Origin of the sequence: Pandoraea morbifera, from assembly GCF_902459575.1 — a bacterium.
Taxonomy (GTDB): domain Bacteria; phylum Pseudomonadota; class Gammaproteobacteria; order Burkholderiales; family Burkholderiaceae; genus Pandoraea; species Pandoraea morbifera.
This window is the reverse complement of record NZ_CABPSD010000007.1, coordinates 19,769-40,787: the sequence shown is the minus strand read 5'-3', so window position 1 is coordinate 40,787 and position 21,019 is coordinate 19,769. Positions and strand designations below refer to the sequence as shown.

Sequence of the window (21,019 nt, the reverse complement as noted above, 5' to 3'; positions counted from 1 at the left end):
TCCGGCGGGACCGCGACTCACCTCCTCTGCGATCTCCCGATTGGCATTCGATGCCCGGCACACTATCGCGTGAACCTCGCACCGCGCCTTCCAGACTGGCTGAACGGTTGATGATGGCGAAGCGGCATCTCATCGTTCGTCAGTGAGCGCCACTTCCCGCAATGCCCAATTTTTGGACAAGCTCGAGATTATACACATTACGCGCGTGCAATGCACCCATTTTGGGTGACGCCAGGGCTTGGGGGCCCGCCAAGGCCGCACAAAATGCGGCTTGGAACTTGTAGCGCACACCCACCACCACGGCAATCCGCCGTGGCACGTCAACCGGAGTTGCGCGCCGAGGCCCGTCTGACGGGCGTCGGTGCCGGCGAACCGATGGGGGCTGCCGAAGCCGAATCGGCTCGCTTGCGGTCCGGGGCGGTCTTGTGCTGCCCCGGCTTGCCCGCGCCCGGGCCAGATGTCGATCTGGATCCCGCGGTCGGCGTTGCGCCGTTGGCCGCGCCGACCTTCGACGCGCCATTGGCCTTCGCAGTTTTCTCGGGCTTCACCGAGTTCACGGACTTCGCCGTCGCGTCCGTCTTGCCCGATTTTCCAGCCCTGGCGACCTTCTCCGCCTTTGAGGCCTTTGTCGGCTTGGCGGGCTTGGCGGGCTTGGCGACCTTCACCCCCTTCCCCGGCTTTGCCGAAGCTCCGCCCTTGCCCGCCTTGGCGTCTGAAGCCCGGGGCGCGGCCTGCGGCACACGCTTCGCCACCGCGAGTTCGAGGTCGATGGTGTGCTTGAGTCCGGCGATCACCGGCGCGGCCAGATCCTCGGCGAAATGATCGAACCAGCGCTTGGCCTGGAGCAACTTCTTGCCACCGAGGCGACGCTTGTGGTCTTCGTCGCTGGCGAGCACCTTGGCCGAGAGCCGGGCGCGGCCCCTGGACAGGCGCTCGAGAACGGTAATGATGGTGAACCCGCGGTGCGACGTCTTCTGTTCTACGGACATGCCGGCCTCCTGAAGGCCTCGTCACGCGACGAGCCCGGATTGGATCGAAGCCACATGCTGAAGCGCGTGGCTGCGACCGATCCTACCACGCCGTCATGACCGTTCCGACAGGCGATGCGGCAGCGCTGCAGGCACTGCGTTTCGTGTCAGCAATTCCCCTTCTTCGCCTGGCCCGGCGGGCAGAAACCATTGCCGGGACCGCCGCGACCGCCATGCGGACCATCGTCGGGAAGATATACGGCACAGCTGGCCAGCAACACCGTGCTGGCAAGAAGCAGAAAAGCGAGTTTGCGCATTGATGGGGCCCTCCGGGGAACCTAGGAAAGAATGACATCGTCGTGCCATTGTGCCGACATTCTACCGGTTGGCCTTGTCCCGGCACCATGACCGAACTTTTCCCGATATGCCGTCGGACTGGTCCGGACCATACGCCGAAAATGCCGGCGCAGCGATTCCTCCGAACCGAACCCCGCGAGCTCGGCGATGCGCGCGATCGTTGGGGGCGTTTCCGCTTCCAGCATCTCGCGCGCCACGCTCACGCGTTCGCGCACGAGCCACTCGTACGGCGCCATGCCTGTGGCCTCGTGGAACTGGCGCTGCAACGTGCGCGGACTCATCGAGGCCCGCTCGGCGAGCGATTGCAGTGTGTGGGGCAGGGCCGGATGCTCGCGCACCCAGTCCATCAGCCTGGCCAGCCGGCTGCTTCCGTCCGGCGGCATCGGGCGCGGGACGAATTGCGCCTGTCCGCCTTCACGATGCGGCGGCAACACCAGCCGCTGCGCGACCCGGTTTGCCACGGGGCTTCCGTAGTCGCGCCGCACCAGATGGATCAGCATGTCGAGTCCCGCCGCCGATCCCGCCGACGTGACGATCTGTCCTTCATCCACATAGAGGGCATCCGCCTGCACTCGCACGCGCGGGTAGCGCTGCTGCAACTTCTCTGCATAGCGCCAATGGGTGGTGACGGTCTTACCGTCGAGCATCCCCGCGGCCGCCAGCACGAATACCCCGGAACAGATGGTGCAAAGCCGGGCTCCGCGCCGATATGCGGCACGAATCTTCCTGAGCAGCGGCTCGGGCGGGACTTCATCCGCATCTCGCCAGCCCGGCACCACGATCGTATCCGCCTGATCGAGCAACCCAAGCTTGTAGGGCGCGCCGATCGTGATTGCCCCGGCTGCGCGAAGCGGACCGGGTTCGACCGCGCACACGGCAAAGCGGTACCAGTCGACGCCAAGCTCCGGGCGCTCCAGCGCGAACAACTCGGTCACACAGCCAAATTCGAAGGTACAGAGCCGGTCGTACGCCAGCGCGACAACAAAATGTGGGTTCATGGCGTAATGTTACCGGATGTTGTCGATTACGCCACTTACCTCATGTACCGCGCAGGCACAGAATGGGCCTTGAAGCATCGCGTTATCTCCCATCACCCTAACTACGGGAAGTTCGACCATGTCCTCAAGCCACGTGACCAACGCCGTGACCGCAGTCCCCGCAGCCGACAGCGCCCGCGCGCTCGATCATTTTCAGACGTCTTTGCAATTCGAAACCGACTGCTGGGATGTTTCCAGCGCGCTCGCCAGCGGCGCACCAGGCTTCGTCCTGCTCGACGTCCGAAGCCCGGCGCTGTTCGCCCGAGGGCACGTGCCGGGCGCCGTCAACCTCCCCCACGGAAAGCTCGTTGCGTCGAAACTGGCCGATTTTCCGGCCGACACCTTGTTTGTCACGTACTGCGCGGGGCCCCACTGCAACGGTGCCACGCGAGGTGCCATCCGACTTGCCCAGCTCGGACGGCCAGTGAAGATCATGATCGGCGGCATCACCGGCTGGATCGACGAGGGGTTCGAGCTGTCAACCTCGGCCTGAGGCCCGCTACCGGAGTTCCGCTGCGTTGTGCCCGCCCGCCCCGCCGGAGCCTCGTCTGTCGCCAAAATACCCTCTCACTTTTAAAAGCTTTCTCCCCAACGTCTTTGCATTCGGCTAAGTCAGCGGACACGAAAAATTGATTGAGTTCCTCATACGTTCGGGTCGTCCGTAGCAAATTGGGAAGTCGACCGGCAGTCGTTCGACGAGCGGTTCCAAAAGCAGCGGACGGCGCTCACGCAGCAATGGGAGGCCGCCAGCCAGGCGGTGGTCGGGTTGCAGGCGGCGGGCACGGGGTTGCTGCGCGGCGAGCGGGTCGACGCCCCCATCTCCCCCGGTGCGGTCAAGGGCGACGCCTACGTGGGCGAGGACGACGTGGCGCGACTCGCGGCCGGGCAATTGGCGACGTTTGTCGGCAGCTTGCCGGAACTGGCGGCGCGGCATTGAGTGATCGAAGCCATCGACAATGTCAACGTGTCGACGCTGGATGCGCCGTCGGTCGCCGGCGTCTACGGCGGCCCCATCCCTGCCGGGCAGAATGCGAAGACGCATGCGCTGGTGCCGCTTGTCGCGACGTGGCAGGTGCGGTTCGGGCAGTGCGGCGGTGGCAAGGGACTGGGACGGGAGATTACCGGCACCGTCCATCTCGGCGCAGGACGCCAGAGCTTTGCCGGAGAAGGGATTCGTTTCGTGGCGGCAGTGTTGCAGCGGGAACTCGGGTTCTGAGCGTCTCGCGCAGCGAATGACGGCGCAAGTTCAGGCTTGCGCACGTCGCCGGTCGCATCACGGGTGGGCCCGGTGGGAAAAGTCGTCCAGCAGCGGGACAATGGCCAGCACGACGAGCGCGATGGCCAGCGGGACCGAGGAGACGAAACCGAGATGCTTGAAGCCGAGCGCACCGGCCAGGCCACCGACAAAGAACATGCCCAGCAAGGACGACAGCAGGCGCAGCTTCGCCTGGTTTGCCGTCACATGGTTTCGGTCCGGGGAGGCTTGCGAGCGATTCCAGTAAAGCAGCTTCCCGAGCTCGATGCCAATGTCCGTCACCAGGCCCGTGACGTGGGTTGTGCGGATCTCGGCTTTCGAAATCTTGGTGATGATCGCGTTTTGCAGGCCCATGACGAAGCAGAGCAGCGCTACGGTTCCTGGCGCGAACAGCCAATGGTGGTGCGCCAGGTTCGCCCCGACGAAGCCGAAACAAAGCAGCAGCATGGCCTCGAGCATCAGCGGCGCCGCGTATTCGCTGTTCGTATGATGGCGGCGTCCCCAGTTGATGAGTACCGCCGAGGTGGCCGCTCCCGTGAGAAACGCCAGCAGCGCGCTGAGTCCTGTGAGCACCAGAACGATCTGACCAAGTGCCAGATTGTCCGAAAGCGACGCCACGACGCCGGACATGTGGGAGGTGTACTGTCCCATCGCCAGAAAACCGCCGGCATTGGCTGCCCCGGCGACGAACGCCAGCCACCGGCCGAGACGCCGGTTTGCCGCGTCTGTTCGCGCCGGATGTGTGAAACCACGTAGATAATTGATCGGCATTGCGCACCTGCATTGCATACGCGAGATCGCGTGCCGATGATTTTACTCCCGCCGCAAGCTTCCGCCGATGACGCCAGGATGCTGATCTGCAATGAGAAATCCGGACCACCTGGGATGTTAGTTTTTCGGCAAACTTTGCCCTTGTAAAAAGGAGGAGTTTGCTATGAAACGCAAGCGCTTTTCAGTCGAGCAGATTGTGGCGGTACTGAAGCAGGCCGAGTTGGGTATGCCGGTGGCCGATCTCATCCGTCACGTCGGTATTTCGGAGCAGACGTTTTATCGCTGGAGTTAGCAATATGCCGGTATGCAGTCGGATCAGGTGCGTGGGCTCAAACAGTTGCAAGACGAGAACGCACGGTTCAAGAAGCTAGTCGCCGAGCTAAGCCTGGACAAGGCCATTCCGGGCGATTGCTCGACATATGGGCATATCACCACAATCGAAAATCGATTTCAGTCGCCCAGGAAAGCCCACGGACAATTGCCACATTGAGACGTTTAACGGATCATTCCGTGACGAGTGTTTGAACTTGCATTGGTTCGAGACGCTGGACGAAGCGAAAGCGACTATCGAGGCATGGCGCGGGCACTACAACGAAAGTGGGCCTTACTCAGCTCTCCAAGAGCTGGCGCCGGCCGAATTCGCCCGATAATTGGTGTTTCTACCCGGGTCGACTTGACCCGATACGCCGAAAAACTCGCTCCGCATTTGGCACAGAAAACCCAAGCGGATCAGCAGGACGGCATCGGTGACATGACGCGGTGCGACAAGGCCGGGGCACGGCCGCGCAAACAGGTAGCAACCAGTTCGACGCCAGATAACGGTGAAAGAAAGCGGACGTATCTATGAATGAAGCCAACGGAGAGTTATTGCGGGCCAGTTCACAGGAGACCTGGTGAAAATGCACGACGCGTCGCGGCAGTTCGTCGCCCGGTTCGACAGCCGGACACACCCGGAAGCCCCCGAGGTCTGGCGCACGCTGGTGCGGCCCTATGTGGACGTTGACATCGAAAGCAGTCCAATGGGGTTTCAGGCCGAGATGAGTGGCACGCATTTGGGTGATTGCCTGATCAGCCGCAGTGCGTGCTCGGCCACGATGACGCACCGGCGCCGCGCGGCGGACGTCCGGCGCAGCCAGGTCGATCACTTGATGATTCATTGGGTGGCCTCGGGGCGCATTGAGGGCGAGTACGGCAAACGTACGGTGGGCGTCGGTGCCGGTGCGATCTGCCTGTTCGATCTCGGTCAGACGGTGCATAGCCGCACCCTCTCGTACTCGACGATTACGCTGACCGTGCCCCGTGACCGCCTGCCGACGTCGCTGCGCGAGCGCAAGCTGCACGGCGCCGTGCTCAACCCCGCGCTCGGCACAACCCGTTTGCTCGCCTCTCACCTCGGCGAGCTGGCGCGAAGCGCGCACACGCTCACGCCCGAGGAAACAGCGGCGTCGGTGAATGCCGGCTTGATTCTGCTGGGTGGGGCGAATTCGAAGTTGCTTGAGAGCGACGCCCCCACGCAGCAGATGCTTCGCGACGGCGTGAAGCGACTGGTGCAAGCGTATATCGAACGCCATCTGCACGCGGAGCAGTTGTCGCCGGCGCAGATTTCGGCGGCCATGGGCATCTCGCGATCGAACCTGTATCGATGGTTTCAGGCCGACGGTGGCGTGCAGGCCTACATTCAGGCCCGAAGGCTCGACCGATGTTTCGACGAGCTGCTGCTCTCGACCGGCCAGCGGATCGCGATCATCGAGATCGCCTACCGTTACGGCTTCTCGAGCGAGAGTGTCTTCAGTCGTGCCTTCCGTCGGCGTTTCGGTGTGAGTCCGGGGGAAGTGCGCGCGAGTGCGCACAGAACGACGGCTCGCCATCTCGTGCGCGCCGGCGGCAACTCCGGCACCGAGGACGCGGCGCCGTCGCGAGACGAAACCACCGTCCGGGCGTGGCTCGAAGGCCTTCAGCGGGCGCGCCCCGGCACATACGGCACCTCCGACTGAGCCTCGCGAAGGCGCGTCGCACCGTTGGGACGTGCAGTCAATGTTTCCGGGACACTGGGCGGGGCGGGCGAATTCCGTTTCATCGAAGATCGGGCTTTTTCTCGAACTTCAACGATGGCCTTCGTCCTCCCCGAGTGCCGCCCCGCGCGCCCTTCCCTGATCGCTCTGGCGGCTGGCGCACTGCTTTGCCCGAGTGCCTACGCCGCCGATGGGGTGAGCGCTGCCCCTCCCATCTTCTTCTCGTCGTCGCAAGCGACCGGCACGAATTCCGTAGGTCTGAGCGCCGACGGCTCGACCGTGATCGGCATTGCGACGATATCGGGAGAACAACACGCCTTTCGCTGGACGAATCCCACCGGCGTCCAGATACTCACCGGCCCCAGCGGCAACGCCACTGCGGTAAGCGCTGACGGTAGCGTCGTAGTCGGCTATGTGCGCACCGGCATCAGCACCACCTACGCCTTTCGCTGGACGGCTGCCGGAGGTATGCAGGATATTGGCTCGCTCGGCGGCGTGTCGACAAACGCCTACGGTGTCAGCGCGGACGGGAAGACCATCGTGGGAGGCAGCCTCGCGAACGGCATGTCCATGCAGCGCGCATTTCGCTGGACAGAGGCTGACGGCATGACGAATCTGGGCACGCTCGGCGGCGATGCCTCCTCGGCGAATGCTGCGAATGCCGACGGCAGCGTCGTAGTCGGCTGGTCCGGCATGTCGGCCACGAACCCGGTGGAGGCGCACGCGTTCCGGTGGACGGCGGCCACGGGCATGCAGGACCTCGGGACGGTCGGCGGCGACATGACCAACGCGACCGCCGTGAGTGCCGACGGCAACGTCGTGGCCGGCATCGCCAACACCGCGAACAACGCCGCCCAGCGGGCGTTCCGCTGGACAGCGGCGACGGGCATGAAGGATCTTGGCACATTGGGCGGCGATGGAACCATGTTTGCGGGTCTGAGCACCGATGGATCGACCATCGTCGGCGCCGCCCAAACGACGGGCAATCAGTACTGGCACGCTTTCCGGTGGACGAGCGCCGCTGGCATGGTCGATCTGGGCACGCTGGGCGGGTCGATGTCCATCGCAAGCCACGTCAGTGGCAACGGCGCCGTGGTCGTGGGTGCCTCGTACAATGCGCAAAGCGAAATGCGCATGTTCCGCTGGACAAGCGCGACCGGTATGCAGGATCTGCTGACACTGCTGTCCAACGCCGGGGTCTCTACGAGCGGCATTTCCCTCAGCACCATTGCGGGCCTCTCGTCAAACGGGCAGTACATCGCGGGGGATGGATTCCGCTCCGGGCCGAATAGCCTCCCGCAGGTGTACGTCATTCGTTATCTCGACGCGACGGTGCTGCCAAAGCCCGATCCTGCCCCGACGACACCGGAGACGCCGACCACCAAGCCGGAGACCGGCACACCTCCCGGCACACCTCCCGGCACGGCCACCCCGACGCCCCCGGTGATTGCCGGCATCAGCACCCCCGCATCGGTCCAGGCATCCGCCAATCAGATGGGCAAGGCACGTCAGGGCGTCATGGGACAGATGCACGGCTTTGCCGATCAGATGCTGGGCGAAGGTCAGATGTCAGGGGCATCGGGCACATCGGGGTCAGCGGGCGGCATCGCCGCTTTTGGCTCCCTCGGCTCGCTTTCGGCAGGGATCACGGGACATCTGAATCTTGCGCCGTTCGAGATCGTCGCGGGCGTGGGCTACGCCTCGGAAACGTACGCCGACACGCAGATGAAAGGGGCCTTCACGGCTGCGCTCAAGCTGCGTTACGAGCGCCCGCTCGGTGGGCGCTTCGGCTGGTTCGGCGAGATCGGCGGCTTCTACTCGCCGGACAGCAACTATCGCTTCTCGCGCAACTACGCGAACGGATCGGGCACGGCGACGGGCAGCGGCAATGCGTCCGGGCGTCAGGCGTATGGCTTCGCCCGCCTCGGCATGCGCATCGATGTGAGCGAAAGCGATCAGTTCACGCAATCCATCGAACTCGGACGCCAGGTCATGCGTACGTCAACGTATAGCGAAGTGCTCTCGCCGAGCAACCCGTTCGAGGCCAGCATGGGGCCGTCGTCATCGGCCATGAACCTGTTCAAGATCCGCGAGAAGTGGGTGCACGCCTTCACGTCCACCATCGAAGCGGCGCTCTGGGGTGCGTGGGCACACGGCTTCAACTATCGCGACGGCTCGCAGTTGAACGTCGGCGGGATCGGCAGCCTGGCCCCGCAGGTCTCCAGCCGTCTGAACTGGCTGGAATACGGTGCGCGCGTGGGCTACCGGGTGACAAAAAAGGCGAAGGTCTCGGCGTTCGTGAATGGCGTGGCGGGCGGTGACGTCGGCGCACGAACACACGTCGGGGTCAACTTCGAAATGTTCTTCTGAGCGCGCGGCAGCAGGTAAGGCATCGAGAATCGCAGCGAGTAGCGACGTGGCTCAGCGCGGCGAAGCACGGTGACGTGCCAGAAAGCGGTCGAGTTGCCCGGTGAACGCCTTGCCGTCGCGCGGGCTGAACGGCGCGGGGCCGCCTGTCTCGATGCCCGCGATGCGCAGTTGATCCATCATGTCGCGTATGGATAGGCGCTCCTTGATGTTTTCCGATTAACGGGTGATCCCAGCGGCGACGTCGTATGACCATTTCGCAATGTAGTCCGAGTGCCCCATCGCTGCACGCTCAGCGCGCTCGACGTATCCAAGGGAAGGAGCGCGCCGACACAGCTTCTGTGCCTGGAAGATTGCTTCACCCGGAACAGCATCACGCTCTGCGGAAATTATGAGGCTTCACACGGGCATCACAGCGGGTCAGATGGAGTGCATTGAGGGCGATTTTGGCGCAACGAATGGATCGAGCACCGAGAGCAGAGCGTTCGCGTTCGAGGCGACGCAGATCCCAACCTTCCGCCATTCATCGTTGCGGCTGACGGAAAGCGAATAGCATCTTCCGATTTAAAGAACGAGGACGTTGGTCGCTGATTGTGGTTCCGCCCTGCGAATCCTGGCACGTATAGACGAAAGTCGATGCTCACAAAGTGCAAGACACTCGCTTCGGAAAGGCTCGACTCACCGCGGTTATGTTCGGTGCAGTTCCAGCCGGTTTTCCGGTAACTGGACGGTAACGGCGAGCGGAAAAATAAAAAGGGCTACACGCCGAAACGTGTAACCCCTTGATCCTGCTGGTCGGAGCGATAGGATTCGAACCTACGACCCTCTGATCCCAAATCAGATGCGCTACCAGGCTGCGCTACGCTCCGAGCAAAGAGGCTAGATTCTAGAGGGTTCGGCGTCCCGCGTCAAATAGACGCACATCCCGTGGGCAATTTCCCCATTTGGGCTGGCACAATGAGATTTTGGTTGCAGCGTCGTCGACGGTCATGCCGTCGCCACGAAACCCCGCCATAGTGGGAGGTTCTCCATGTCCGAACCCGTGTCGATGAACCTGATTCTCTGGCGTCACGCCGACGCCGAAAACCTGCCGGCCACCCTTGCCCTCAGCGCCCAGGCCGACCTCGCCCGCGAACTGACCGATCGCGGTCGCAAACAAGCCGAAAAGTCGGCCCAGTGGTTGCGCGCCCGCCTGCCTGCGGACGCCCTCATCCTCTCCAGTCCCGCCGTGCGCGCCGTGCAAACGGCCCACGCCCTCACGCCCACCCCGCGGATCGTGCGCGACCTCGCCCCAGGGGCCAACGCCATGACCCTGCTCGGCGCCATCCACTGGCCCGGCACCGCACAGACCGTCGTCGTCGTGGGCCACCAACCCGCCCTCGGACAACTCGCCGCCCTGCTGCTGAGCGGCCAGGAAGCTTACTGGACCATCAAGAAGTCGGGCATCTGGTGGCTCTCCTCCCGCCGTCGCGAAGACGAAAGCCAGGTCGTCGTGCGCGCCGTCATCAACCCCGATCTGCTCTGAACTCGCCCGCCGCCGGCGGCGAACCGGCGGCGCCCACCCGCGCGAAAGGCCCCTCCCGAGCGCCTGCGCCAGACCCGTGGAAGGTACGGAAAATGGGACCTGGATCATGACACTTGAGGTTTTGTCATAGAATTGTCGCCTATCGTTCACGGAATCGACATTGATGCTTTTTAAAGTACGTCGCAACGCGACCGTCAAAAAAAGGGCCTTTATGCGCGACCTGCCGAACCCCACCATGCCGCTCTCTTCGTTGACCCCCACGTCGCGGAGGCGTCTTCCTCGCCCTCAAACGCCTGTCAAACCGAATCTGGCCGTGGCGTGGGCACGCGACGAAAGCGAGCTTCGGGAAGCCCAACGCCTGAGATATCAGGTCTTCGCCGAAGAAATGGGCGCCTCGGTCAAAGGCCCGGCCGGTCTGGATGTCGACGAATACGACCAATATTGCGACCACCTGATCGTGCGCGATCAAGACTCGCTCAGGGTCGTTGGCACCTACCGCGTATTGCCCCCGGCACAAGCCAAACGCCTCGGACGTTTGTACTCCGAAGGAGAATTCGACCTCTCCCGCCTCGATCACCTGCGCCCGAAAATGCTCGAAACGGGCCGCTCGTGCGTGCACCCCGACTACCGCAATGGCGCCGTCATCATGGCTCTCTGGAGCGGTCTGGCCGAATACATGCTGCGCAACGGCCTCGAAACGATGCTCGGCTGCGCCAGCGTGCCGATGGCCGACGGCGGGCACTACGCCGCCAGCCTGTACCGCAAGCTGCAAGGCGCCGCCATGGCACCCGCGGAATATCACGCCGTGCCGCGCATCGCCCTGCCCGTCGACGAGCTGCAATCCACGCTCGACGTCGAACCGCCCGCGCTCGTGAAGGGCTATCTGCGCCTCGGGGCCCGCATCTGCGGCGCGCCGGCCTGGGACCCCGACTTCAACACCGCCGATTTCCTCACGCTGTTCCGGCTGTCCGACATCAATCCGCGCTACGCGCGCCATTTCCTCGGACCCGAGCTCGTCGGAAAGCTCCAACAAGCCTGACAGACCTTCCCCCCAACGGATTCCGTCCCCGACGCGATAAAAAAAACCCGGCATTTGCCGGGCTTTTTTATCGCGGGCCGCACATCAGCGCGCCCTCGTTCGACGGGCCCTCGACGCAGACGCTCAGGCGTACACGACCTTGTAGCGCATGCCGATCTTCTCCCACTCCTGCGCCTCACGTTGCAGGCTGTAGTCGGTCAGCGGATTGGCCTCGATCCATACTCGCGGCACCGAGACCTGGAAACCGTCGCCCAGACGCTCGACCTCGATGCAGTCGGGTAGCGCGTCGGTTCGCCGACGACAGAACAGCACGGCGAGCCGCAGGCAGAACAGCAATTTCCAGTCGACCTGCTGCGCCTGCGAGGCAAGCTTGCCCAGCTTGCCGACGTGCCCAAGCAGCAGCTCCGCCAGGCGCGCCTGATCGGGACGCGAAAACCCCGGCATGTCCGCATTGCTGCCGATGTAGGCCGAATGCTTGTGGTAGGCGCTGTGGGAGATCGACAGCCCCATCTCGTGCAGCGACGCCGCCCAGCTCAGCAACGCCTCGTCTTCCTCGCGACCGTCGTCAGCAGCGTCGCCGGCACCGTCGACCGGCAACTGACGATACAGCGCAACGGCCAGGCGTCCCACACGCTCGGCCTGTGCCCGATCCACGCCGTATCGCCGCATGAACTGCTCGACGGTCACCGCCCGCATGTCCTGGTGCTGCGTCCGCCCGAGCAGGTCGTACATCACGCCGAGACGCAGCGCGGCGTCGGTCGTTTCCATATGCTCGACTTCGAGTTCGTTGAAGACGGACAACATGATGGACAGACCGCCGGGCAGCACCGGAATGCGATCCTGCTTGAGTCCGGCCAGCTTCAGGCGATTCGCGTTCTCGGCCTTGATGAGCGCACGCTTGAGACGCTCGAGGCCACCGCGTGTGAGACCATGCACGCCGCCGTCATTGAAACCATTCGCCTCGAGCAGTTCGGCCAACGCGCGGGCCGTGCCCGACGACCCGATCGCCTGCGACCAACCCGCATCGCGGTACGGCGCGGAGATGATCTGAATCTCGCGACGCGCCGCCAGCTCGGCCTGCTTCATCGCATACTCGTCCACGTTGCCGCTCGGAAAGAACTGACGGCTGTGGCTCACGCAGCCAATATACAGGCTCTCCATGATGATCGGTTCGTAGTCCTCACCGATGATGAATTCCGTCGAACCACCGCCAATGTCCACCACCAGCCGGTTGCCCGGGCAGGTCGGCACCGAATGCGCCGCGCCCGCATAGATCAGGCGCGCCTCTTCCCGTCCGGCAATCACTTCGATCGGAAAACCCAGCGCTCTCTGCGCCTCGCCCAGAAAGTCCTGCGCATTCTTCGCCACGCGCAGCGTGTTGGTCGCCACCGCGCGCACCTGATCGGGATGAAAACCGCGCAGCCGTTCGCCGAAGCGCTTGAGCACGTCCCACCCACGTTGCTGCGAAGGATGATCCAGGTATTTCTCGGCATTCAGGCCGGCGGCCAGCCGCACGGGCTCGCGCAATGCATCGACCTGATAGATCTGCGTGCCGGCGGAGGTTTCCTCCACGCGTCCGATGATCAGGCGAAAGCTGTTCGAACCGAGATCGACGGCCGCTAGCAAGGGCGTAGGGGTACTCATGGGGAGGTGCGCCTGAGCGATGAGAGTCGGTAAACGCGATGCTTCACTTTAAATGCATGACGCGCACTCGACAAATAAATGACGAATACGTTACAAATCGCATATGACACGTCGTTGACAAATGTGAATGTCATATAACTGCAACAATACGGATGAAGAATTCACGCCAATCCTATGTCTTTCGCACGTTCAATATGAATTACCCGCTGCTCAATCGTGAGCTGGGCATCCTGGCATTCAACGAGCGCGTGCTCGCCCAGGCGGCCGATCCGGCAACGCCACTGCTGGAGCGCCTGCGCTTCGTCTGTATCGTGAGCAGCAATCTGGACGAGTTCTTCGAAATCCGTGTCGCCGGACTGAAAGAGCAGATGCGCGAGAATCCGGGCATGCTCACGCCCGACGGCATGACGTTCCAGCAAGTTTACACGCAAGTCTGCGCCCGGGCACAGGCGCTCGTCGAAAAGCAATACGCGATGTTCGACAGCATCCTGCCGAAACTCGAGGCAGAAGGCATCGCGTTTCACCCGTCCGGCCAATGGAACGACGCTCAGGTCGAATGGGCCCGCGACTATTTCCTGCGCGAACTCGTACCGGTGCTCACGCCCATCGGCCTCGACCCCGCGCACCCGTTCCCGCGAGTCCTCAACAAGAGCCTTAACTTCGCCGTGGAGCTCGAGGGCAAGGACGCCTTCGGGCGCGACGCGGAACTCGCCATCGTCCAGGCCCCGCGTGCCCTGCCCCGCCTCGTGCCGATGCCGCCCGCGCTGGCCCCCCTGCCCAACAGCTTCGTGCTGCTCAGCTCGTTCATGTTGCGCTTCGCAAGCGAACTCTTCCCCGGCCTCACCGCCAAGGGGTGTCATCAGTTTCGCGTGACCCGCAACAGCGACCTGTTCGTCGACGAAGACGAAATCACGAACCTGCGCACGGCACTCCAGGGCGAACTTCCCGCCCGGCACCTCGGCGACGCCGTGCGCCTCGAAGTCGACGCGGGTGCGCCATCGCGACTCGTACGACGCCTGCAAACCGAATGCGGCCTGTCCGACTCGGACTGCTACCGCGTCAAGGGCCCGGTCAACCTGGTGCGCCTCATGCCGCTGCCCGAAATGGTCGACCGCCCGGACCTCAAGTTCGTGCCGTTCGTGCCGGCCTTGCCCAAGCGCATGACCGCCTCGCCCGCCATGTTCGACCTCATCGACCAGGGCGATCTGCTGCTGCACCATCCGTACGACAGCTTCCAGCCCGTGCTTGAGCTGCTGCTCCAGGCCGCCCGCGACCCGGACGTGGTGGCCATCAAGCAGACGATCTACCGCACCGGCAACGAATCCGCCCTCATGGACGCGCTCATGGAAGCGGCCCGCAACGGCAAGGAAGTCACGGTGGTCGTGGAGCTGCTCGCGCGCTTCGACGAAGAAACGAACATCAACTGGGCGGCACGTCTCGAAGCGGTCGGCGCGCACGTCGTCTATGGGGTGGTCGGCCACAAATGTCATGCGAAGATGCTGCTGATCGTGCGACGCACGCGTCAGGGAAAGAAGACGTATCTCAAACGCTATGTCCACCTCGGCACCGGCAACTATCACCCGCGCACGGCCCGTCTGTACACCGACTTCGGGCTGATGACCGCCGACGAAACCCTGTGCGCCGACGTACACGTGGTCTTCCAGCAGTTGACGGGCATCGGTCGCCAGACCCGCCTCGACGGCTTGTGGCAATCGCCCTTCACGATGCACGCCCATTTGCTCGAAGCCATCCGCCGCGAGACGGAAGCGGCCGCGGCGGGCCGCAAGGCCCGCATCATCGCGAAGATGAACGCGCTGCTCGAGCCGACCATCATCGCCGAGCTGTACAAGGCGTCGCGCGCCGGCGTGAAGATCGACCTGATCGTGCGCGGCGTGTGCTCGCTGCGCGCCGGCGTGCCGGGGCTCTCCGAGAACATCACCGTTCGCTCGATCGTCGGGCGCTTTCTCGAGCACCATCGCATCTATTACTTCCACGCCGATGGTGACGAGCGCGTCATGCTCTCGAGCGCGGATTGGATGGAGCGCAACTTCTTTCGACGCGTGGAGGTGGCCTTCCCGGTGCGCGACAAGCGTCTGAAGGCGCGCGTGATTCGCGAAGGCCTGATGGTGCATCTGCGCGACAACACCGCCGCCTGGCTGATGCGCCCGGACGGCAGCTACGTGCGCCGCAAGCCGGGCAAGGCCCCATTCAACAGCCAGATGGCGCTGATGCAGGAAATCGCGCAGCACGTGCAGACCGGCAACTGAGCGCGCGCCGCTGCGGCAGCGGCACGAACCCGACGGCAGGTCGAAATGACGAAGGGGCGGCGAAGGGGGGCGAACGCTCCCCTTCTCGTTTTCCGCTTCGGCACCGAGCCTCAGGGACGCACCGGCAATCAGGCGGCCGACGCATCCACCGGAGCGCGATGCACCACTCGCGTGGGCGGGAAGTGAATCGCGAACACGCTGCCCCGCCCCACCTCGCTCGTGATCTTCAGATCGGCCTGATGTCGGGTGAGTACGTGCTTGACGATGGCCAGCCCCAGGCCCGTGCCCCCGGTATCGCGCGATCGGCTGCGATCGATGCGGTAGAAGCGTTCAGTCAGCCGCGGAATGTGCTCGGCGGGAATACCGAAACCCGAATCCACGACGGCAAAACGCGCGCCGCCGTCGGCGCTCGGTCCCCATTCGATCCGGATCTTGCCGCCCGATGGCGTATATCGCACGGCATTGCTCACGAGGTTGCTGAACGCACTGTGAAGCTCGCCCTCCGCGCCGCGAAGATCGATTCCCGGCGCCGCATCGACCTCGATCACATGCTGCCCCTGGGAGAGTCCTTCCGCGTCGCTTCGCAGCGAGCGCATCTGCATGCCCATGTCGATCCGATCGTCCGACGGCGGCTTGCCGCTGCCTTCGAGCTTTGCGAGCGTGAGAAGGTCGTTCACGATGTTCTGCATGCGCGAGGCCTGCTGACGCATGATCTCCACGTAGCGCTGGATCTCCTCCGGTGACAGCGGCAACTCGCCAACCGTCTCAAGAAAGCCCGAGAGCACGGTGAGCGGCGTCTTGAGCTCGTGCGAGACATTCGCCACGAAATCGCGTCGCATGGCGTCGGTGCGCTCGATGTCGGTCACGTCGAGTGAGATGATCAGCTTGCGGTTGTCTCCGTACGGGAACACCTGCATCGACAGCACATGGTTACGCTTGGCCCCCATGTGCGGCATGATGAGCGCCTCGTCGTAGCGCTCCGACGAGAGATAGTGCAAGAACGCCGGCGTGCGCAGCAAATGCGTAATCTGCTGACGCAGGTCGCGCCTGGCGTCGATGCCGAAATGCACCTCGGCGATCGCGTTGCACCACTCGATCTGATTCTGCTCGTCGAGCATGATCACGCCGTTGGGCGACGCCTGGATCGCCTGGATGAAGCGGGCGTGCTGTTGCTCCACCTGCTTGACCTGACTGTGCCAGCGTTTGGCGAGCTTGTGCAGGCGGTAGTAGATTTCGCCCCACAGGCCGATGGCGCTGGGGACTTCTCCGTAGACGGGGGCGTCGAGCAGACGCCAGAGACGCTGGGCGTGATAGACGTTGAACAGAAGCTGCGTCACCAGCAGCACGATGGCGGTGACGTAACCCGCGCTCGCGCCGAACAGCCAGCCGACGGCCACCGAAATGACCGCCTGCAGGATCAGGAACGCCAGCGCACGGGCCCAGATGATATTCATAGACGATGCACAGGAATTTTGCCGCCCGGCGCCACCGGACGAGAGCGGCCGTGGCCCGGCAGGTGTCGGCCGCCAGGCGCTCGGAGCGCAGGCTCGGTTCGGACCGTCAGACGGACTTCGTCAGGCGATAGCCGCTGCCGCGCACGGTCTCGATCATAGCATCGTGGCCCGCCGGCTTGAGCGCGGCGCGCAAACGCTTGATGTGCACGTCGACCGTGCGCTCCTCGACGAACACGTGGTCGCCCCACACCTGGTCGAGCAACTGCGAGCGGCTGTGCACGCGCTCGGGGTGCGTCATGAAGAAGTGAAGCAAGCGGAATTCCGTGGGCCCGAGATCCAGCTTGATGCTGTCGCCGCCGGCCTGATGGCTCGTGACGCGGTGGGTCGCCGGGTCGAGCTTCAGGCCGTTGACGCTCACCACATCCTCGGTGAGCTGCGGCGCGCGCCGTCGCAGCACGGCCTTGATTCGTGCCATCAGTTCCTTGGGCGAAAACGGCTTGGTAACGTAATCGTCCGCGCCGATCTCCAGGCCCATCACCTTGTCCTGCTCTTCGCTGCGCGCCGTGAGCATGATGATCGGCACGTGCTTGGTGCGCTCGTTCGCGCGCAGCTCGCGCGCGAACGTGACCCCCGACTTGCCGGGCAGCATCCAGTCCAGCAGCACCAGATCCGGCAGGACGTCACTGATCAACGTGAGGGCCTGCTCCGCGTTGTACGCCCGGATCGGATAATGACCCGCGTGTTGGAGATTAACGGAGATCAGCTCGGAAATCGCCGGCTCGTCTTCCACGATCAGAATGCTGCTGGGCATCGGTTCCTCTCAAACCTTCGTTAATGTCTGGCTTCACTCGCCTTGCACTTTCCGCTGCAGATCTTCGCGCGAAATGTGCCGGACGTCGGTGCCCTTGACAATGTAGATGATGAATTCGGCGATGTTCTTCGCGTGGTCGCCAATACGCTCGACAGCCTTGGCGATGAACAGGAAATCCAGGCCCGCGGAAATGGTTCGCGGGTCTTCCATCATGTACGTGACCAATTTTCGCACGAAGCCGCGAAACTCATTGTCGATCGCCTTGTCGTCGCGCACGATCTCCGCCGCGGCAACGATGTCCAGGCGCGCAAACGCGTCGAGCGTGCGGCGCAGCAACTGAGCGGCCATCTCGCCCGAGAGCTTGATTTCGGCGAAATTCACGCTCTGCGCGGCGCCGTCCTCGAGCAGATGGCGCGTGCGCTTGGCGATCTTCTCGGCTTCGTCGCCCGCGCGCTCCAGGTTGGTGATCGTCTTGGAGATCGAGAGCAGCAGACGAAGATCGCGCGCGGTCGGCTGACGGCGGGCGATGATCTTGCTGCACTCCTCGTCGATCTCGACTTCCATGGTGTTGAGTCGCTGCTCGGTGGCGATCACTTCGTCCGCGAGCGCGCGATCGAACGTGTTGAGCGCCCGCATGGCCGTCACGATCTGCGATTCGACCAGGCCGCCCATTTCGAGGACGCGCGAGCAAACCTGATTGAGGTCGGAGTCGAACTGGCTGGAAAGGTGTTTGTCGTTCATGTCGCTGATTTCCTCGTGGGCTTCAACCGAAACGGCCGGTGATGTAGTCTTCGGTCTCTTTGCGATCCGGCTTGATGAAGATCTTCTCGGTCTCGCCGAATTCGATCAGTTCGCCCAGATACATGTAGGCCGTGAAGTCCGAGCAACGTGCGGCCTGCTGCATGTTGTGCGTGACGATCACCACGGTGTAGTCGTCCTTGAGCTCCGCGATCAGCTCTTCGATACGGCCGGTCGAGATCGGGTCGAGCGCCGAGCACGGCTCGTCGAGCAGCAGCACTTCCGGACGAATGGCGATGCCGCGCGCGATGCACAGGCGCTGTTGCTGGCCGCCCGAGAGGCCGTACCCCGACTGTTGCAGCTTGTCCTTGACTTCGCTCCACAGCGCCGCCTTGGTCAGCGCCCACTCGACACGGTCGTCCATTTCCGAGCGCGAGAGCTTCTCGAACAGGCGCACGCCGAACGCAATGTTGTCGTAGATCGACATCGGAAACGGCGTCGGCTTCTGGAACACCATGCCGACCTTGGCGCGCAGCAACGCGATGTCCTGCTTGCTGGTGAGCAGGTTCTCGCCATCCATGTTGATTTCGCCCTCGGCGCGCTGCTCCGGATACAGGGCGTACATCTTGTTGAACGTGCGCAGCAGCGTCGACTTGCCGCAACCCGACGGGCCGATGAAGGCCGTGACCTTGCGATCGGGAATGCGCAGGTTGATGTTCTTGAGCGCGTGGTACTTGTCGTAGAAGAAGTTCAGGTTCTTGACTTCGATCTTCGAGGGCAGCTTGATTTCTTGGGTCGGGTTCGTCATGTTGGTCTCAACCGTCATGTAGGCGTCGTGTCGGGAGGTGTCGTTTCGCGTCGCTCGATTCGCCGGTCACTTCTTGGCGAACAGCGTGCGCGCCAGAATGTTCAGGAACAGCACCCCGAGGGTGATGATGAACACCCCCGCCCAGGCAAGCGCCTGCCACTCCGCAAACGGGCTCATGGCAAATTTGAAGATCGTGACCGGCAAGTTGGCCATCGGCTGGTTCAGGTTCATCGACCAGAACTGATTCGACAGCGCGGTGAAGAGCAGCGGCGCGGTCTCGCCCGCAATGCGCGCCACGGCCAGCAGCACGCCCGTCACGATACCGGCGATCGAAGCCTTCAGCGTGATCTTCACGATGATGCGCCACTTCGGCGTTCCCAGCGCGAAGGCGGCCTCGCGCAGGTTATTCGGCACCAGCTTGAGCATGTTCTCGGTAGTGCGGATCACAATCGGGATCTGCAGCAGCGCAAGCGCCACGATGCCGGCCCACGCCGAGAAGTGCCCCATCTTGGCCACGACCAGCGCATATACGAACAGGCCGATCACGATCGACGGCGCCGAGAGCAGAATGTCGTTGATGAAGCGCGTGAGGCTCGCGAGCCAGGACTTCTGTCCGTATTCCGCAAGGTACACGCCCGCGAGGATGCCCAGCGGCGTGCCCAACAGCGTGGCCATGCCGACCATCACGAGGCTGCCCGCGATGGCGTTGGCCAGCCCCCCGCCGGCGGTATTCGGCGGCGGCGTCATCTCGGTGAACAACGACAGCGACAGGCCGCCGACCCCCAGCGAGAGGGTCGTGTAGAGAATCCACAGCAACCAGAGCAGGCCGAAGGCCATCGCCGCAAGCGACATGGCGATCGCGAAAATGTTCTTGCGGCGGCGGTAGGCCTGGAGCCGCACGCGGGTAAAGGCGTCGGTGGGCTTCACGTCGGGCGTTTCCAGTTCGAGCGCTTGTTGGGTCATTATTTACCTTCGCTTTTCTCGAGGCGCAGCAGCATGAGCTTGGATAGCGCCAGCACCACAAAGGTGATGAAGAAGAGAATCAGGCCGAGCTCCATGAGCGCCGAGGTGTGCAGGCCCGGCCCGGCTTCGGCGAATTCGTTGGCCAGCGCCGAGGTAATGCTGTTGCCCGGCGAATACAGCGACACGTTGTCGAGCAGGTTCGTGTTGCCGATCACGAAGGTGACGGCCATGGTCTCGCCGAGCGCCCGGCCCAGGCCGAGCATGATGCCGCCGATGACGCCGGTTTTCGTGAAGGGCAGCACCACTCGCCACATCACTTCCCAGGTCGTGCAGCCGATGCCGTACGCCGATTCCTTGAGCAGCACGGGCGTGACTTCGAACACGTCGCGCATGACCGAGGCGATGTACGGGATGATCATGATCGCGAGGATGACGCCGGCCGGCAGAATACCGATGCCCAGCGGCGGGCCCTGGAACAGCGCGCCGATGACCGGTACGTTGCCGAGCAACGTTTGCAGCGGTTTCTGGAAATACTGGCTGAAGATCGGAGCGAAGATCAGCAGGCCCCACATGCCGTAGACGATACTCGGGATGGCCGCGAGCAGCTCGATGGCGGTGCCCAGTGGGCGGCGCAGCCATACCGGCGAGAGTTCCGTCAGGAAAAGCGCGATACCGAAGCTCACCGGCACCGCGATGATGAGCGCGATCACCGACGTGACGATCGTGCCGTAGATGGGGACGAGCGCGCCGAATTGCTCCGCGGGAGGATCCCACTCCTTCGTCCACAGAAAGGCGAAGCCGAACTTCTCGATCGACGGCATTGCGCTCACGATCAGCGACACGATGATGCCACCGAGCAGGAGCAGCGTGATGAACGCGGCCGCGCGAGTGAGCAGCGCGAAGAGAAAGTCGCCAACGGAAGACGGGGCGCGCTGCGCGCCCGGCGTTGCGAGGGGGCTGGTGGCTTCTGCCATGATGTCGTCTCAGCGTGAGCGCGCCGCCA

19 protein-coding genes, 1 tRNA gene and 2 pseudogenes are annotated in these 21,019 nt (G+C 63.6%); 10 read left to right on the top strand and 12 right to left on the bottom strand.

What is annotated here, in order from left to right; translation table 11 throughout:
* Positions 1-320 precede the first annotated feature (320 nt).
* Positions 321-989, bottom strand: a complete 669-nt coding sequence (locus PMO31116_RS13155; protein ID WP_150567108.1) for a hypothetical protein — start codon at positions 987-989, stop codon at positions 321-323.
* A gap of 95 nt (positions 990-1,084) precedes the next feature.
* On the opposite strand from PMO31116_RS13155, the gene PMO31116_RS23705 reads away from it, so the two are divergent.
* Complete coding sequence (locus PMO31116_RS23705; RefSeq protein ID WP_174971281.1) at positions 1,085-1,288, top strand: hypothetical protein; 204 nt, start codon at positions 1,085-1,087, stop codon at positions 1,286-1,288.
* Positions 1,289-1,306: 18 nt separating this feature from the next.
* Here PMO31116_RS23705 and ftrA read toward each other — a convergent pair whose 3' ends face one another.
* On the bottom strand, positions 1,307-2,323 hold the full coding sequence (ftrA, locus tag PMO31116_RS13150) for a transcriptional regulator FtrA (RefSeq protein ID WP_150567107.1): 1,017 nt from the start codon (positions 2,321-2,323) through the stop codon (positions 1,307-1,309).
* A 118-nt stretch (positions 2,324-2,441) separates the two neighbouring features.
* Between ftrA and PMO31116_RS13145 the strand changes: the two genes are divergently transcribed.
* The 3 genes from PMO31116_RS13145 (at position 2,442) to PMO31116_RS23695 (ending at position 3,578) form a co-directional block, all read left to right on the top strand.
* Positions 2,442-2,855 carry a rhodanese-like domain-containing protein gene (locus tag PMO31116_RS13145; RefSeq protein ID WP_150567106.1) on the top strand — a complete coding sequence of 138 codons (414 nt, stop codon included), beginning with the start codon at positions 2,442-2,444 and terminating at the stop codon, positions 2,853-2,855.
* Between the two features lie 264 nt (positions 2,856-3,119).
* Entirely contained in the window at positions 3,120-3,299 is a 180-nt protein-coding gene (locus PMO31116_RS23700; RefSeq protein WP_174971278.1) for a hypothetical protein, read from the top strand.
* Positions 3,300-3,578: a hypothetical protein gene (locus PMO31116_RS23695; protein ID WP_174971275.1), complete on the top strand. Its 279-nt coding sequence runs from the start codon at positions 3,300-3,302 to the stop codon at positions 3,576-3,578.
* A gap of 57 nt (positions 3,579-3,635) precedes the next feature.
* Here PMO31116_RS23695 and PMO31116_RS13135 read toward each other — a convergent pair whose 3' ends face one another.
* Entirely contained in the window at positions 3,636-4,388 is a 753-nt protein-coding gene (locus PMO31116_RS13135; protein WP_150567105.1) for a YoaK family protein, read from the bottom strand.
* A 163-nt stretch (positions 4,389-4,551) separates the two neighbouring features.
* On the opposite strand from PMO31116_RS13135, the pseudogene PMO31116_RS13130 reads away from it, so the two are divergent.
* The 3 genes and pseudogenes from PMO31116_RS13130 to PMO31116_RS13120 all read left to right on the top strand — a co-directional run bounded on the left by PMO31116_RS13130 (position 4,552) and on the right by PMO31116_RS13120 (position 8,770).
* A pseudogene (locus PMO31116_RS13130) lies at positions 4,552-5,038 on the top strand (integrase core domain-containing protein).
* 249 nt (positions 5,039-5,287) lie between these two features.
* The gene (locus PMO31116_RS13125) at positions 5,288-6,382 is read left to right on the top strand and encodes a helix-turn-helix domain-containing protein (protein ID WP_246185288.1); all 1,095 of its coding nucleotides are present in this window, start codon (positions 5,288-5,290) and stop codon (positions 6,380-6,382) included.
* 114 nt (positions 6,383-6,496) lie between these two features.
* The gene (locus PMO31116_RS13120) at positions 6,497-8,770 is read left to right on the top strand and encodes a hypothetical protein (RefSeq protein WP_150567103.1); all 2,274 of its coding nucleotides are present in this window, start codon (positions 6,497-6,499) and stop codon (positions 8,768-8,770) included.
* Positions 8,771-8,821: 51 nt separating this feature from the next.
* On the opposite strand, the pseudogene PMO31116_RS13115 reads toward PMO31116_RS13120, so the two are convergent.
* Positions 8,822-8,983 (bottom strand): annotated as a pseudogene (locus PMO31116_RS13115) (DUF188 domain-containing protein); the annotation flags it as partial.
* A gap of 576 nt (positions 8,984-9,559) precedes the next feature.
* Positions 9,560-9,636 (bottom strand) — tRNA-Pro (locus PMO31116_RS13110).
* A 179-nt stretch (positions 9,637-9,815) separates the two neighbouring features.
* Between PMO31116_RS13110 and PMO31116_RS13105 the strand changes: the two genes are divergently transcribed.
* Both PMO31116_RS13105 and PMO31116_RS13100 read left to right on the top strand, forming a co-directional pair.
* Positions 9,816-10,292 (top strand): SixA phosphatase family protein, encoded by a 477-nt coding sequence (locus tag PMO31116_RS13105; RefSeq protein WP_150567273.1) that lies wholly within the window; start codon positions 9,816-9,818, stop codon positions 10,290-10,292.
* A 211-nt stretch (positions 10,293-10,503) separates the two neighbouring features.
* Positions 10,504-11,331: a GNAT family N-acetyltransferase gene (locus tag PMO31116_RS13100; protein ID WP_150567102.1), complete on the top strand. Its 828-nt coding sequence runs from the start codon at positions 10,504-10,506 to the stop codon at positions 11,329-11,331.
* Between the two features lie 123 nt (positions 11,332-11,454).
* On the opposite strand, the gene ppx is transcribed toward PMO31116_RS13100, so the two are convergent.
* Positions 11,455-12,975 (bottom strand): exopolyphosphatase, encoded by a 1,521-nt coding sequence (ppx, locus tag PMO31116_RS13095; RefSeq protein WP_150567101.1) that lies wholly within the window; start codon positions 12,973-12,975, stop codon positions 11,455-11,457.
* 152 nt (positions 12,976-13,127) lie between these two features.
* Here ppx and ppk1 point away from each other — a divergent pair, with 152 nt between their 5' ends.
* Positions 13,128-15,242 carry a polyphosphate kinase 1 gene (gene ppk1 / locus PMO31116_RS13090; RefSeq protein WP_150567100.1) on the top strand — a complete coding sequence of 705 codons (2,115 nt, stop codon included), beginning with the start codon at positions 13,128-13,130 and terminating at the stop codon, positions 15,240-15,242.
* 128 nt (positions 15,243-15,370) lie between these two features.
* Here ppk1 and phoR read toward each other — a convergent pair whose 3' ends face one another.
* The 6 genes from phoR to pstC all read right to left on the bottom strand — a co-directional run bounded on the left by phoR (position 15,371) and on the right by pstC (position 20,990).
* The gene (gene phoR, locus PMO31116_RS13085) at positions 15,371-16,696 is read right to left on the bottom strand and encodes a phosphate regulon sensor histidine kinase PhoR (protein WP_150567099.1); all 1,326 of its coding nucleotides are present in this window, start codon (positions 16,694-16,696) and stop codon (positions 15,371-15,373) included.
* 106 nt (positions 16,697-16,802) lie between these two features.
* Positions 16,803-17,507: a phosphate regulon transcriptional regulator PhoB gene (gene phoB, locus PMO31116_RS13080; RefSeq protein ID WP_023595194.1), complete on the bottom strand. Its 705-nt coding sequence runs from the start codon at positions 17,505-17,507 to the stop codon at positions 16,803-16,805.
* Between the two features lie 33 nt (positions 17,508-17,540).
* On the bottom strand, positions 17,541-18,248 hold the full coding sequence (phoU, locus tag PMO31116_RS13075; protein WP_150567098.1) for a phosphate signaling complex protein PhoU: 708 nt from the start codon (positions 18,246-18,248) through the stop codon (positions 17,541-17,543).
* A gap of 22 nt (positions 18,249-18,270) precedes the next feature.
* A complete protein-coding gene (pstB, locus tag PMO31116_RS13070) occupies positions 18,271-19,053 on the bottom strand; it encodes a phosphate ABC transporter ATP-binding protein PstB (protein WP_023595192.1) in 783 nt (260 codons plus the stop codon).
* A gap of 66 nt (positions 19,054-19,119) precedes the next feature.
* Positions 19,120-20,016, bottom strand: coding sequence for a phosphate ABC transporter permease PstA (pstA, locus tag PMO31116_RS13065; RefSeq protein ID WP_150567097.1), 897 nt, complete (start codon positions 20,014-20,016; stop codon positions 19,120-19,122).
* The gene (gene pstC, locus PMO31116_RS13060) at positions 20,016-20,990 is read right to left on the bottom strand and encodes a phosphate ABC transporter permease PstC (RefSeq protein WP_150567096.1); all 975 of its coding nucleotides are present in this window, start codon (positions 20,988-20,990) and stop codon (positions 20,016-20,018) included. Before pstC ends, pstA begins: the two co-directional genes overlap by 1 nt.
* Positions 20,991-21,019: the final 29 nt, after the last annotated feature.

Bases quoted from the DNA above. Each gene is read 5' to 3' on its own strand.
- PMO31116_RS13155 (WP_150567108.1), bottom strand. From the start codon at position 989: ATGTCCGTAGAACAGAAGACGTCGCACCGCGGGTTCACCATCATTACC.
- PMO31116_RS23705 (WP_174971281.1), top strand. From the start codon at position 1,085: ATGACCGTTCCGACAGGCGATGCGGCAGCGCTGCAGGCACTGCGTTTC.
- ftrA (WP_150567107.1), bottom strand. From the start codon at position 2,323: ATGAACCCACATTTTGTTGTCGCGCTGGCGTACGACCGGCTCTGTACC.
- PMO31116_RS13145 (WP_150567106.1), top strand. From the start codon at position 2,442: ATGTCCTCAAGCCACGTGACCAACGCCGTGACCGCAGTCCCCGCAGCC.
- PMO31116_RS13135 (WP_150567105.1), bottom strand. From the start codon at position 4,388: ATGCCGATCAATTATCTACGTGGTTTCACACATCCGGCGCGAACAGAC.
- PMO31116_RS13125 (WP_246185288.1), top strand. From the start codon at position 5,288: ATGCACGACGCGTCGCGGCAGTTCGTCGCCCGGTTCGACAGCCGGACA.
- PMO31116_RS13120 (WP_150567103.1), top strand. From the start codon at position 6,497: ATGGCCTTCGTCCTCCCCGAGTGCCGCCCCGCGCGCCCTTCCCTGATC.
- PMO31116_RS13105 (WP_150567273.1), top strand. From the start codon at position 9,816: ATGAACCTGATTCTCTGGCGTCACGCCGACGCCGAAAACCTGCCGGCC.
- PMO31116_RS13100 (WP_150567102.1), top strand. From the start codon at position 10,504: ATGCGCGACCTGCCGAACCCCACCATGCCGCTCTCTTCGTTGACCCCC.
- ppx (WP_150567101.1), bottom strand. From the start codon at position 12,975: ATGAGTACCCCTACGCCCTTGCTAGCGGCCGTCGATCTCGGTTCGAAC.
- ppk1 (WP_150567100.1), top strand. From the start codon at position 13,128: ATGAAGAATTCACGCCAATCCTATGTCTTTCGCACGTTCAATATGAAT.
- phoR (WP_150567099.1), bottom strand. From the start codon at position 16,696: ATGAATATCATCTGGGCCCGTGCGCTGGCGTTCCTGATCCTGCAGGCG.
- phoB (WP_023595194.1), bottom strand. From the start codon at position 17,507: ATGCCCAGCAGCATTCTGATCGTGGAAGACGAGCCGGCGATTTCCGAG.
- phoU (WP_150567098.1), bottom strand. From the start codon at position 18,248: ATGAACGACAAACACCTTTCCAGCCAGTTCGACTCCGACCTCAATCAG.
- pstB (WP_023595192.1), bottom strand. From the start codon at position 19,053: ATGACGAACCCGACCCAAGAAATCAAGCTGCCCTCGAAGATCGAAGTC.
- pstA (WP_150567097.1), bottom strand. From the start codon at position 20,016: ATGACCCAACAAGCGCTCGAACTGGAAACGCCCGACGTGAAGCCCACC.
- pstC (WP_150567096.1), bottom strand. From the start codon at position 20,990: ATGGCAGAAGCCACCAGCCCCCTCGCAACGCCGGGCGCGCAGCGCGCC.